Source organism: Mesorhizobium sp. BR1-1-3 (assembly GCF_020165455.1).
Taxonomy (GTDB): Bacteria; Pseudomonadota; Alphaproteobacteria; order Rhizobiales; family Rhizobiaceae; genus Mesorhizobium; species Mesorhizobium ciceri.
On the sequence record NZ_JAIUIC010000015.1, the window covers coordinates 132,997 to 146,058 of the forward strand.

General features: G+C 60.7%; 13 protein-coding genes. 7 read left to right on the plus strand and 6 right to left on the minus strand.

Annotated elements, in window-relative coordinates; translation table 11 throughout:
- Both LB559_RS27820 and LB559_RS27825 read left to right on the plus strand, forming a co-directional pair.
- A complete protein-coding gene (locus LB559_RS27820) occupies window positions 1-1,014 on the plus strand; it encodes a nucleoside hydrolase (RefSeq protein ID WP_024502285.1) in 1,014 nt (337 codons plus the stop codon).
- Entirely contained in the window at window positions 1,011-1,958 is a 948-nt protein-coding gene (locus tag LB559_RS27825) for a nucleoside hydrolase (RefSeq protein ID WP_164766073.1), read from the plus strand. The genes LB559_RS27820 and LB559_RS27825 overlap by 4 nt, the downstream gene beginning before the upstream one ends.
- 19 nt (window positions 1,959-1,977) lie before the next feature.
- Here the strand turns inward: LB559_RS27825 and LB559_RS27830 are convergent, their stop codons facing one another.
- The 6 genes from LB559_RS27830 to LB559_RS27855 form a co-directional block, all read right to left on the minus strand.
- Window positions 1,978-3,120: a hypothetical protein gene (locus LB559_RS27830; RefSeq protein ID WP_224675465.1), complete on the minus strand. Its 1,143-nt coding sequence runs from the start codon at window positions 3,118-3,120 to the stop codon at window positions 1,978-1,980.
- A gap of 328 nt (window positions 3,121-3,448) precedes the next feature.
- On the minus strand, window positions 3,449-3,988 hold the full coding sequence (locus LB559_RS27835) for a prepilin peptidase (protein WP_224675466.1): 540 nt from the start codon (window positions 3,986-3,988) through the stop codon (window positions 3,449-3,451).
- Between the two features lies 1 nt (window position 3,989).
- Window positions 3,990-4,532, minus strand: a complete 543-nt coding sequence (locus tag LB559_RS27840) for a tetratricopeptide repeat protein (protein ID WP_064994625.1) — start codon at window positions 4,530-4,532, stop codon at window positions 3,990-3,992.
- Window positions 4,533-4,585: 53 nt separating this feature from the next.
- Window positions 4,586-5,536, minus strand: a complete 951-nt coding sequence (locus LB559_RS27845) for a type II secretion system F family protein (RefSeq protein WP_224675495.1) — start codon at window positions 5,534-5,536, stop codon at window positions 4,586-4,588.
- A gap of 14 nt (window positions 5,537-5,550) precedes the next feature.
- Entirely contained in the window at window positions 5,551-6,522 is a 972-nt protein-coding gene (locus LB559_RS27850) for a type II secretion system F family protein (RefSeq protein ID WP_224675467.1), read from the minus strand.
- Complete coding sequence (locus LB559_RS27855) at window positions 6,522-7,910, minus strand: CpaF family protein (protein WP_224675468.1); 1,389 nt, start codon at window positions 7,908-7,910, stop codon at window positions 6,522-6,524. Before LB559_RS27855 ends, LB559_RS27850 begins: the two co-directional genes overlap by 1 nt.
- Window positions 7,911-8,441: 531 nt before the next feature.
- Here LB559_RS27855 and LB559_RS27860 point away from each other — a divergent pair.
- The 5 genes from LB559_RS27860 to LB559_RS27880 all read left to right on the plus strand — a co-directional run bounded on the left by LB559_RS27860 (window position 8,442) and on the right by LB559_RS27880 (window position 13,060).
- Window positions 8,442-8,651, plus strand: coding sequence for a Flp family type IVb pilin (locus LB559_RS27860; RefSeq protein ID WP_224675469.1), 210 nt, complete (start codon window positions 8,442-8,444; stop codon window positions 8,649-8,651).
- 87 nt (window positions 8,652-8,738) lie between these two features.
- Window positions 8,739-9,761, plus strand: coding sequence for a Flp pilus assembly protein CpaB (cpaB, locus tag LB559_RS27865; RefSeq protein WP_224675470.1), 1,023 nt, complete (start codon window positions 8,739-8,741; stop codon window positions 9,759-9,761).
- 47 nt (window positions 9,762-9,808) lie between these two features.
- Window positions 9,809-11,254, plus strand: a complete 1,446-nt coding sequence (locus LB559_RS27870) for a type II and III secretion system protein family protein (RefSeq protein ID WP_318014188.1) — start codon at window positions 9,809-9,811, stop codon at window positions 11,252-11,254.
- Entirely contained in the window at window positions 11,241-11,528 is a 288-nt protein-coding gene (locus LB559_RS27875; RefSeq protein WP_224675472.1) for a hypothetical protein, read from the plus strand. Before LB559_RS27870 ends, LB559_RS27875 begins: the two co-directional genes overlap by 14 nt.
- 74 nt (window positions 11,529-11,602) lie before the next feature.
- Window positions 11,603-13,060 carry a pilus assembly protein TadG-related protein gene (locus tag LB559_RS27880; protein ID WP_224675473.1) on the plus strand — a complete coding sequence of 486 codons (1,458 nt, stop codon included), beginning with the start codon at window positions 11,603-11,605 and terminating at the stop codon, window positions 13,058-13,060.
- Window positions 13,061-13,062: the final 2 nt, after the last annotated feature.

The window sequence follows — 13,062 nt, forward strand, 5'->3', positions numbered from 1 at the left end:
ATGGAACGCATAATCCTCGACGTGGATTCAGCCGGCGACGATATTCTCGCCGTGCTGTTTGCAGCGGTCAATCCCAAACTCCGGCTCGAGGGTGTCACCACCGTGACCGGTGCGGCCGGCCCGATCGAACAGGTCACCAACGTCGTCCTCAACACGCTGACGCTCGCCGGGCGTAACGATATCCCGGTTCACGCCGGCGCGTGGCGGCCGATCGTCGGCAACGCCAAGGCCGACATGGAGGCGCCGGTGCATTTCGAAAAACGGCTTGTCGCCCGTTTCGGCGATCGCCTGAAGAAGTTCAACCCGCCGGCGCCGACGCCGGTGCGGCAGGCCACGTCGGGACATGCGGTCGATTTCATCATCGAGACGGTCATGGCCAATCCGGGCGAGATCACGCTGGTGACGACCGGCCCGCTGACCAACGCGGCGATGGCGCTGTTGCAGGAGCCGCGATTGACCGGTGCACTCAAGCGGCTGATCGTGCTCGGTGGCAATTTCCAGACGCCGGGCAACATCACACCCCTGTCGGAGTACAACATCTGGGCCGATCCGGAGGCTTCGCGCATCGTGCTCAACGCCGATGTCGAGAAGATCCTCGTCCCCCTCGACATCTGCGAGGACAACCGCGTCGCCGACTCGATGCTGACGCGCGACGACATCGCCGACATGCAGGCCGTCGCGAGGGACAATCCCGTCCTGGAGATGATCGCCGACAGCTTCCCGATCTACATCGACATCTGGCGCGAATTCTTCGACCTCGTCGGGTTCCCGATGGATGACGTGATCACCGTGGCGCTGGCTTTCGATCCCGGCCTGGCGACGATGACCGAGCCGCTGTTCGCCGACGTCGTGCTCGACGGCAGGCTGGCGCGCGGCCAGACCGTCGCCTATCGCGGCCGGCAATTGCTGCCCGGCGGCGGGCCGAAAACCACCCGCATCTGCACCGGCCTGGACGGCCGGCGTTTCCTCGACGGCTTCAAGAAAACCATAGCGCGCTACGAGCGGGCGGCGTGAAAGACGACATGATGACCAAGCCAACTCCTATCCTGTTCGACTGCGACCCCGGCCACGACGACGCCATCGCGCTGGTCATGGCGCATCGCTCGCCGGCCATCGAACTCATCGGCGTCACCACGACCTGCGGCAATGCGGAAGTCGAGAAGACGACCGCCAATGCCTTGCGCATCCTGGAGTATATCGGCGCCGGCGACGTGCCTGTCGCGCAGGGCTGTCACCGTCCGCTGGCGCGCCCGCTGGTGCTCGGCACCGCCGATGGCCCGAGCGGGCTCGAGGGCTCGCCCTACCTGCCGCAGGCGACGATCAAGCCGGTTGACCGGCATGCCGTCGATTTCCTGGCCGACAGGCTGCGCGCCGCGCCCGAACCGATCCTGGTCGTCGCCACCGGCCCGCTCAGCAATATCGGCCTGATGATCCTCAAGCATCGCGACGTGCTGCCCAAGATCAAGGAACTGATCTGGATGGGCGGCGTGTTCTACCGCAAGAGCGAGATCATCACGCCGACCGAATTCAACGCGTTCTGCGATCCCGAAGCGCTGAAGATCGTGCTGGACAGCGGCGTGCCGATCCTGATGGTCGGCCTCGACGTCACCATGCAGGTGCTGATCGAGGCGCCGCAATATGCCGAACTCGCCACCATCGACACGCCGCTCGGCCGGCTCGTCAACGACTGGCTGCTGTTCTACGAGAAGCTGCACCGCAACTCGATGGGCGTTGGCGGCGCCATGCACGATCCGCTGGCGCTGGCGCTGGCCATCGACCCGACCTTGGTGCGCACGCGCCCTGCCCATATCGGCGTCGATCTGTCCGGCACCTACGCCTTCGGCGCGACCATCGCCGACTACTGGGGCGAGCGCGGTGAAAAGGACAATGCCCGCATCGCACATGAGGTCGACGCGGACCGCTTCTTCAAGCTGATGTTCGATCTCCTGCGGGACTGAACATCCAACGGACTGAGGGTTAGCGGAACAGATATTTCGAGACTTCCGGGTTGCCGCGACGCCACATCACATTGTCCAGGAAGTAGTGGTGCACGTTGATGAATATCCACGCGATGAAGAGGAAAAGCGACGAGCCGAGCACCTGTTTGTCGTAGGGAACCAGGGCACTCAGCGCCATCGGCACGAGCCAGAAACCGAGAGCACCGAGAATTGTGCCGGCGACGATGAATATCAGCACCCGCAGCCTGTACATCGGCCCAAGAATGGACAGCACCCTGAATTCCGGATCCTTGACGGCATCCACGCGGTCGCGCTCGACATTGGTCTGGTAACGCCAGACGACTGCCAAATACTGCAACGAATGGAGCGCCGGCACCACGAGCAGCCAAAGCGGATTTAGAGCCACGAACAGAATCCAGGCATAGAGCGACACGACGTAAGCGACGACGCCGTTATACGGCAGCGCGCCGCCATGTTTGCGCCAGCGATTGACGAACATCACGGCGGTGGCCGCCGAGGAGGCAGCGGCGACCGCGAGCGCGATGTTGAGGAGCCAGGGCGGGACAGCGAATGTGTAGTAGTCCAGGCCCCAGTACTGCCTTTCGGTGATCACCACGTTTGTATGGAGCCAGGCGAACAGCCACACGGCATATCCGTTGAACAGCAGCGCTTTCTTGTCCTGGTCGCTGAAGAATTTGCGCTTCAGCACCGCGTCCACCATCAGCATGCCATAGCCTTGCTTGACGTAGTGCCAGCCGACGAAAAAGCCCATCGCGTTGGTGGCATATCCCAGCAGGCGGGCGTTGCCGGTTACCGAGCCATAGGCGAAGAAAGCGAGCATGATCAGCGGGACGGCAATGCCCGCGATGATGTAGCGGATCTGGAGACTTCTGTCGTATCCGTCACCGCGCACCTTGCGTGCGAAATTGCGATAGAAAATCTGGTAGGAATGGGCAAAGTGCGGCTGGTTGATGAGATGCGACAGCAAGAACGCCGCCAGCGCCACGACGCCCTCATATTTGAGCGGCACGAAATACAGGATCGGCAGGATCAGGAACGCGCTCCCGCCGAGCATGAAAAAATCAATGAACGGACCAAACAGGTATTTCTGTGGAGGCGCCGCGACCGAGACCGGAGCATCCGCCGAAAGGTGAAGTGCCATGCTGCCTTCTCCCTGTGATTGTTTATCTAGCCATCGACCCGGCTTCTCGACAAGCTCTCCGTGACCGGACCCACGGCTCCGAACTTCGACGAAAGGCCTGGCGGGAGCCAGTTCGGCAGTGTCGTCGTTTTTGTGCAGGGCAGCGCGATAGGAATTTTTTTCTTGACTCCCTGCACTCAGCTATGGTACATTTTTGCCCATGGTGCTGATTTGCGCCAGTGACCCGCCGCACAGGCGGGTTTTTTTGTTTGTTCCGTCAGCCAGCGCGCCGGCGAAGGCTTCGGGGAAGTGTCGATCGCAGCGCGTTCAGCCGCGCGAACTGTCGAGGTCAGTTGAGCTGATTGAGGATCCCAGAACTGCTCGCCAGGATCAAGCTCTTGTAGATCAGGAACGCCAGCGTACAGATCGCGGCCAGCGAGATCGGCACGCCGAACGGCACCATGCCCTTGCGGTCCAGATGCTGGACGATGAGCCGAAAAGCACCCGCTGGCAGCAGGAAGGGGTTTTTCACGATCGCCGCGGTGGCCAAGGCGAAAACCAGGAGCAGCACCGAAAACACCGCGAGAGCGCCGCCGCTGATCAGGAATGGCACGACTGCTATCAGCTTGACATCGCCGGCGCCGATCTTGCGCAACGCCCAGAAGGGCAAGAACGCCACGAACAACAAAAGCCCTGCACCGGCGCTCAGTCCCATGTCCCACCACGACCCGGACTGGAGCGAGAGCAGCAACAAGCCCCCGGCGCCCAGGCAGAGCAGCAGCAGCACGTCGCGATTGGAAATCTTCTGGGTGGTGAAATCGAGCCAGGCAATCCTTGCCAGCAGAGGGATAGCGAGCGCCTTCAGCAGCAGTGCTTCGACGAGCAGCATGCTAGCGCTCGACGTTCTGCACGCTTGACGACAAAAGCTTCAGATTGTTGGCGACGGTCGGGTCGTTGGGCGCCAGCTCATAAGCCTTGAGGAAATTGGAGCGGGCGTCCTGCAGTTTGCCGCGCAGCAGATAGGAATAGCCGACATTGTTGTAATATTCGGGCGTTGCGCCGACCAACTTGAAAGCCCTGGCATAGGCCTTGTCGGACAGGTCGAAGCGGTGGATCCGGTCGGTGCAGGCGGCCAGCCCCATCCAGGCGTTGCCGTCATTGGGCGCCAGTTGCGTCGCCTTGAAGAACAGCGCGCCGGCATTGCCGTAATTTTCGGCGCGGAACTGGTTCTTGGCCTCCGCGACGGCCTGGTCGGAGGCGTAATACTCGACGTCGCTGACCGTTTTCAGCCCGTCGAAAGCATCGCCAAAAGACGTCACGTCGCCCTTCGACGGTTCGTTGGTGCGCACGACACCGTCGGTTGTGTCCGCCGTCTGGCAACCGGCAAGCACCGCCATGAGCAGACAGGCCGCGGCCGCGATAACCCTCTTCATAGATGTGTCCCCTGGGGTCCCCGACTCACATTAGGCGCAAATGATATACCAAACTAGAAGAAAATGCCCTTCATGCGAATGATGACCGGCAACATGATGACCATCATGACGACCGGAAAGATGCATAGCCCCAACGGAATCATCATCTTGACGGGTAAGGCGTTGGCACGCTCTTCCGCCTGCAGGACCCGCTGGCCGCGCATCTCGGCGCTGTAGACGCGCAAGGCGTCGGTCAAGCTGGTGCCGAGTTCCTCAGACTGCCGGAACAGCACTGCCAATGCCTTCGCCTCATCAAGGCCGATGCGGTCGGCCAGTTCGCGCAACGCCTCGCGAAGCGTCTTGCCGGCACGCAGTTGCAGATTCATGATCGAGAGTTGGATGCCCAGCCATTTATGCGTGCCCGCCAGTTCCTGGCTGACTCGTTCGACTGCCGCCTCAAGGCTCATGCCGGCATCGGCGCACGTGATCATCATGTCCATGAAATCGGGGAAGGCTCGGCGATAGAGTTGCTTCTGAGCATTCTCAAAGCGGTCGAGCATGATGCTTGGGATAACGATGCAGCCGAGGGCGATCAGGCTCGCACCGCCGAAAGCTACGAAGCTTGGCAGTTTCGGCGGCAATACCTTCGACAGGAGAGCGTACATCACCAGAAAGCCTATGGCGACGGCCCCCAGCCGGCAAAGCGTGTAGATAAGGGGGGCACTCGCGTGATAAAAGCCGGCGCGAAAGAGCTTCGCCTCAAGGGCGTCCGGCTCGTTGCGCTCCTTCTCCATCGACCTGAAGTAGGCTTCTACTGGCTTTTGCGCCGCGGCCCTGGCGAGACGGTCCTGCCCCAGAATCGAGCGACGATCCACGCGCCCGTCGCCGACAAGACTATCCGTCACCAGCCTGCGCGTCTGCATCGCAGGCAGGAATACCAGCGCGGCGAACAGGAACATCGCGACCGCCGCCGCAAAAACGGTGAGGGAGACGAGAAAGGTCAGGTCGTTCAAGTTCGAAAACAGGCCCAAGGTTGCTCCTAGAAATCGAAAGTGACCATGCGGTACATGATGTAGTCGCCGAGCAGCGCCCATATCCCGAACGACAGGAACACCGGGAAGATCAACGGGCTGTCCCAGACCTTGCCATAGTAGGAGGGCGAGATGAGCATCAGAATCGCAAACATGACGGCAGGAAACAGCGAGATGATCCATGCGGACACGCGGCCCTCGGCCGTAAGCGCCCTGATCTTCAATCTCAGCTTCTGCCTTTCGCGCAGCACGGACGAGAGGTTCGACAGGATCTCGGTGAGGTTGCCGCCGGTCTTGGCCTGAATCGAGAGCGATACCGACAGCAGGTGCAGACCCTCGAAGCCGACCCGCTCCGACAATTTTCGCACCGCCTGCTCGATACTGAGCCCGAAAGTGATCTCGTCGGCGACAATGCCGAACTCCGTGCCGAGCGGGTCAGCCATTTCGCGACCAACGAGGCCGATCGCAACGGTGGCCGGATGACCGGCGCGGAGAGAACGGACGATCATGTCGAGCGCGTCGGGCAATTGCCTGGCGAATTTCAAGATTCGCTTTTTGCCGGCACGACGCAGGACGAGAAGCGGCAGGACAAAGCCCACCGCTAGGAAGACGAGGAGCGCCGCCAGCGCCGAGAGACCTGTCAGAACCCAAAGAAGCAACGCTACCGCCAGGCCGGCGAGGAGGAAGGAAGCCGCGAAGGTCATCGGATTTCCGGTGATCCCGGATTGAGTGTAGAGTCGGTTCAGCCGGACAAAGCCGGAGATGAAGTCGCCTGAATCGGTCAGGCCGCGTTCGCGCAGCAGGCTTTGCAATGTTTGTTCCGCAGGCGATTCATCGGCAAGTTTGCGCAGTCGATGATTGACCGCAACCCGGCGCGAGCGCCGGCTGGCCAGCGAAAGGTAGAAAGCCTCGGCGGCAAGAATGACGGAAGCGGCCGCAACCACGTAGATGAAATAGAGGAGCGACTGTCCCGTCGGCATTACATAGCCACCTGCGGATTGAAGGCGTCCTTGGCGAAATGAAGGCCCTGTGTCGCGGCCTCAGGGGCAAAGCGTGGGCGCACGCCGGTGGCGCGGAAATCACCTATGATTGCTCCATCCGCGGCAACATCGCGCCTGACGAAATGGTAGATTTCCTGCAGCTGCACGATATTGCCCTCCATGCCGGTGATTTCCGAAATGGACGTCACGCGCCTGCCGCCGTCGGACAGCCGCTGCGTCTGGACGATGATGTCGATGGCCGACGCAATCTGCGCCCGGATCGAATCGTGGCTCATCGGCATGCCGGCCATGCCGACCATCTGTTCCAGCCGCGAGATCGCATCTCGCGGCGTGTTGGCGTGAATTGTCGTCATCGAGCCTTCATGGCCGGTGTTCATCGCCTGCAGCATGTCGAAGGCTTCCTCGCCGCGCACCTCGCCGACGATGATGCGATCCGGCCGCATGCGCAGCGCGTTCTTCAGCAATTCACGCTGGCGCACCTCGCCCCTGCCCTCGACATTGGGCGGGCGCGTCTCCAGCCGGCCGACATGCGGCTGCTGCAATTGCAGTTCGGCCGCATCCTCGATGGTGATCAGCCGCTCCTTCGAGGGGATGTAACTAGACAATGCATTGAGCAAGGTGGTCTTGCCGCTGCCGGTGCCGCCTGAAACCAGGATCGATTTGCGCGCCTGGACCGCGATCCGCAGCAGTTCGATCATCGGCGGACGGATCGAATTGAACGCCATCAAGCGCTCGAGCGAATAGGGATTTTTCGAGAATTTGCGGATCGACACCAGAGGGCCGTCGACCGAGACCGGTCGCACCGCGATGTTGACACGCGACCCGTCGTCCAGGCGGGCATCGACCATCGGCGCGGATTCATCAACCCGCCGGCCGATATTCGACACGATCTTGTTGATGACGCGTAGCAGGTGCGCCTCGTCGCGGAAGCGGATCGAGGTTTCCTCGATCATGCCACGCCGCTCAATGAAGACGCGCTCATGCGTATTGATCATTATGTCGGTGATGGAATCGTCCTTGAGCAGCGGTTCGATCGGCCCGAGACCCAGCATCTCGTCGGCGGTGTCGCTGGTCAGTTGATCGAGTTCGCGGGCATTCAGCGGCACGGTTCGATTTCGTACGAACTCGCGCACGATGGGACGGATCTCATTCAGGATCTCATCCTTGGAGGCATTTTCAAGTGCGGTCAGGTTGAACCGGTCGATCAAATGGCGATGAAGCTCGACCTTGAGCGTCAGAAAATCATTGCCATGCGACTCAACATCAGCCGCGAGCGAAAGAGCCGGAGCAACAGGCAGCACCGCCAGCTGCTCGGTCTTTGACGCCGCCTGCTGTTCGCTTGCCCCCTTGATGAACCGCCCCAGCATAATCGCCTATACTCCCCTCGGACACGCATTAGCGGAAACTAAACGTTAACCAACGAGCGCACAAGCGCCTGGATGCCAGGCGCACGGCCATTACTTCCGGCATAGTTAAGATCAAAGGCCACCAAACCCTTGTTTATTTGACACGGAGGGAATGCGGGGTTCTCCAAATTGATCTGCAGCTCTCGGACTCGTCCGACCGCACCGCGAAAATGAGCAGAACTCCCACTCAAGTCCTTAGATATAAAGGAATATGCATACTAGCTAATGCTTCCCTAATTTCGCCACATGAGCGGCTGAATTGTGAACGAATGGTTAAGGGCGATCGAAAAATGAAAAGAATCAATCGCTTGATAAGATTTGGCTTTGCAATCTTCTTGCCGAATCACGTATGTGAAAGTTAAGGAACCCTTAATGTCGTTTGACTCTGCGTTTTCTCGGGACCTAGGATCGAGATGACGGGGGATGCTTGGGTATGGATTTCATCCTTTGCTCTGTCTCGTCGGGTTCCAACCTCCAAAGGGAGAAATTGACATGAACAAGCTCATGACGATGACCCGGCAGTTCCGCGACGATGAAAACGGCGCTGCCATGGTCGAATACACCATCCTTCTCGGCCTGATCGCCGCTGCCACGATCGCCACTATCATCGTGGTTGCGGGCTGGATCACGGGAACGTGGGGCGCGCTATGCGATACCCTGAATACAGCCGGCAATGGCGTTACCTGCGTTACGCCAGCCTAAGTAGATAGCTTTGTCAGGCCAGGGCATAACGCCCGGGCCTGACATTCCTTGACCGAAAAGTAATCACAGCTGCGGGGGCAGCGGGAAATGCGAGCCAACACACTCATCATGATCGTCCTGGCCGGCGTGTTCGGCGTACTTGCGGTGGTGCTCGCCAACATCTGGCTGGCAAATCAACGCAACGCGATGGCGCAGACGAACGATGTCCTACGCGATACGGTTGTGGTGGCTACGGTGGCGCTGAAGTTCGGCGACACGCTGACCTCAGACAAGCTCCGCGAGATCGCATGGCCAGCAGGCGCAATTCCTACAGGCGCTTTCAAGACCACAAAAGAAGCGTTAGCCGGTGACGGCTCGAAGCAGGCGTTGCAGGCGATCGGTGTCAACGAACCGATCCTCGCCACCAAAATCACCGGCCCCGGCCAGCGCGCCACGCTTTCGGCGGTGCTCGGCGAGGGCATGAAGGCCGTGTCCATCAGGGTAAACGATGTACTCGGCGTCGCCGGCTTTGTCTTCCCGGGTGACCGGGTAGATGTGCTGCTGACGCGGACGGTGCGCGGCGACGATGGCGCGGACAAGAGTTTTGTCGACGTGCTGCTGCAGAGCATGAAGGTGCTCGCCGTCGACCAGGTTGCGGACGAAAGCAAGGACAGCCCGACGGTCGTGAAGTCGGTGACGCTTGAGGCCAGCACCAAGGATGCGCAGAAGCTGACACTGGCGGCAGGCGCCGGCCAATTGTCGCTGGCGCTGCGCCAGGCCGCCGCCAGCAAGGGTGAGACGACCGAACGGGTGACGCTTTCCGACCTGACCGGCGAAACGCCGGCCGATGTCGCCGCCAGGCAGGCGGAACTCGACAAGAAGGCAGCGGCCGAAGCGGCGGCAGCAGCCGAGCGCAAGCGCGCCGAAGACAAGATTGCCGGGTTAACCCAGGCCGTGGAAAAAGTGGGAAGCCGTCTCGACGAACTGGGCCGTACCAAACCGGTTCCTGTCGTGGCACCGGCGACCAAGGAAGTGGTCAAATACGTGCAGCCAGAGCCGCCGGCACGCGCCACGATCGGCGTGTTCCGAGGTGTGAAGCTCGAGACATATGACGTGCCGCGACAACAATAAGCGCGGTGAAATGGGTGCTGCCACCAGCAGCGAGTGGGGAGATGGGGATGCGGGGATCTAGGTTAGGGATGGCGGTGGCCGCGTTGCCCTGTCTGGCGGCTCTGTTGCTGTCGAGCCTGACAGCTGGTGCGGCCGACCGCTTCATCGACGTGTCGACCCCCGCCGTTCATCGTATTTTCCTGCCGATGTCGCAATCGGTAACGATCCAGGTGAGTGCCAATCTGGGCGACATCGTCGTCGGCGACGAGAAGATCGCCGATGCCCAGCCGATGACCGACCGTACGCTCTATGTCATCGGCAAGGGAGCCGGTACCACCACGGTCAATCTGTTCTCCACCGACAAGCGCTCGCTCGGCGCCCTACAGATCGAGGTCGGCGTCGATGTCAGCGACATGGCGCAGGCGATCCGCCAGGTGGCGCCGCGGTCACGTATCGAAATCGGCTCGATCAACGGCAAGGTCAGGCTTGGCGGCCATGTCAAGGACGGCGCCACGCTGGCGGCGATCATGGAAGTGGCGCAGCAATATGGCCCCGACGCCGTCATCAACTCGGTCATCGTAGACGACAGCCAGCAGGTCAATCTCGAGGTTCGCGTGCTGGAAGCGAAGCGCAACGCCGGCCGCGATCTCGGCGTGTCGATCCGGAGCAGGAACGGCGATGGCACGACCCGCACCGGCACCGGTGTTGCTGCCGTCGACGAGGACCATGTCGTGCTTGGGCCAGGCAATCTGATCAGCGGCCTCCTCTCGAATACCAACCCGTTCGCGGCCCTGATCACTCGCGTCATCGACAGCAACATCAAGGTCGATCTGATCATCGAGGCGCTTGAGGCCAAGGGCGTGGTGCGCACGCTGGCCGAGCCCAACCTGACGACGCTATCCGGCGAGCCGGCCAGTTTCAACGCCGGCGGCCAAGTGCCGATCCGCAGCGTCAACAAGGACGGCGAAATCCAGATCGAGTACAAGCAATTCGGCGTCAATCTTCTGTTCACGCCAGTCGTGCTCGCCGACGACAAGATCCACATCAAGCTGGCGCCGGAGGTCAGCGACCTGACCGGCTTCACCACCGCCGGCGACCCGATCTTCACCAACCGCAAGCTGGAAACCGTTGTCGAGTTGCGCGACGGCCAGAGCTTTGCTGTCGGCGGGCTTCTGTCGAGCAAAACCACCAAGCAGCAGGACCAGGTGCCGTGGCTCGGCCAGGTGCCTGTGATCGGCGCGCTGTTTCGCAATTCGAGCAGCCAGAAGGAAGAGACTGAGCTGGTTGTCATCGTCACGCCGCACCTCGTGCGGCCGGTGAAGCCCGGCGAGCAGCTGGCGACGCCGTTCGACAAGACACGGCCGGCCAACGATCCGGAATTCTTCGTGCTTGGTCAACTCGAGGTGAACAAGGATATGATCCGAAAATATGAAACGGGCGACGGCGTCACCGGCCCCTATGGCCACATGCTCGACTTCAAATCGAAGGACAAGATGCTCTATGTCAAGAAATAGCGCCTTGATCCTCATCCTGTGCGCCGGTGCACTGTCGGGCTGCGCCGCGGACTATCTCAACCACTATGATACGGTGACCCTGGCCGCCGGCGACTCGCAGAAATTCAATTCGATGCTGCAGACGGTCGACCCGCTTAATCCGGCGTCCCGGAACACTCATATTGAAGGCGACGGCACGCGCGCTGCCGCTGTTGCAAACAGTTACAGATTTCCGCCGCCACCACCACCGCCGCCAGCGATCACGGTCAATGTCGGCGGTGCGGTAACGCCGTGAACTGAACGGAAGGATGCGGTTTCAGTCCGCCAGGCGATACGAGGAAACCTGGCAAGGGAGCAAAGAGTAAGGCCATGCTGCGGACCATTCGCGCGTTCTGGCACGATCAGAGGGGAATAGCGCTGATCCTCGTCAGCGTCACGCTGCCGGCTATCATTGGCTTTTCGCTGCTTGTGATCGATATGAGTCGCGTAAACAACATGCATAATGATCTGCAGAAGGGCGCCGACGCTTTAGCGATTGCCGCAGCCGCTGAACTCGATGGCAAGGCCGACAGCATCACCAGAGCGGACAGGGCGCTCTCAACTCTGGTAGCCAATCAGTATTATTTCTCGGACTCCACCACCCCGGAGGCGCAGACTTTGCAGGCTGCTGGCGTGACGAGACGTTACCTTCGGACGATCCCGCCAACTCAGAACGGCGTAGCCGGCGACGCGCGTCCCCTCACCGATTTCATCATCGATGAAGTTACGGATGCATCGAAGGCGCGATACCTGGAGGTCAAGGTAACGCCTGTTGGCTTCGCCGCGATATTCCCGGTGTCGTTCCTGAGTTCCTCCGCCGCCGGTAGCTTTGATGTCGGAGCCACCTCGGTCGCGGGCTTCTCATCAAGCGTCTGCGATTTCACGCCGATGTTCATCTGCAACCCGTATCCGAGCATTGAAGCGCTTGGCGCCACCTTACGCGGCCACAGCAGGCCGATGGTCTATCTGAAGGCGCAAAGCGGTGGCGGCAACGCACAGTATGGTCCGGGCGACTATGGCTTCCTTAAGACACCGGACGGGAGTCAGGCGACGCCGGATCTGACCAACATGTTCGCGTCAACCAAGCCGTTGACCTGCTACAAAGACGACGGCGTCGAGACAGCGCCCGGCAACGTCCCACCCGTAAACGATGGCATTAATGTCCGCTTTGATATCTATGCCAAGAATGGGCTAAGCCCGACAACCTACCCGCCCGCGCCCAATGTCCGCAAAGGCATGGTCAAGCAGGTCGACAGCAAGGGTGTCTGCTCTTACGTTGCCCCCACGGGAACCCAGACATCCCAATATATGGCGCTGCCCCGCGATAACTGCCTTGTCTCCAACACATGCGGTTCGGTGACGGGCTTCAGTAGGCTCGGCAATGGCAGTTGGGATCTGCCCAACTATTGGCGGGTCAACCACGGCACATCGACACTCCCATCGGACCTTCCCTCAGATTCGAGCCGATGGGATGTCTATAATTACGAACTGCAGCACCCCGGCTTGACCAGCGGCCCCGAGGCAACGGGTCCCCAATGCCATCCTAACCCGCTTAATGATCCGAAACGCAGAATGATCTACGTCGCCCTCATCGACTGCGTGGCCAATCAGGTGCAAGGCTCGAAGGGCCCCTATCCCACGCAGGCTTTTGCAAGCGTATTCCTCACCGAGCCCGCAGGATCACCGCCCTCCGCCGACATTTACGGTGAGATCGTCGATATCACGACGAAAGCCGGGAATGGCTCACTTGACAACTTCCTGCGCGACGAAGCGCAACTCTACAGGTGATG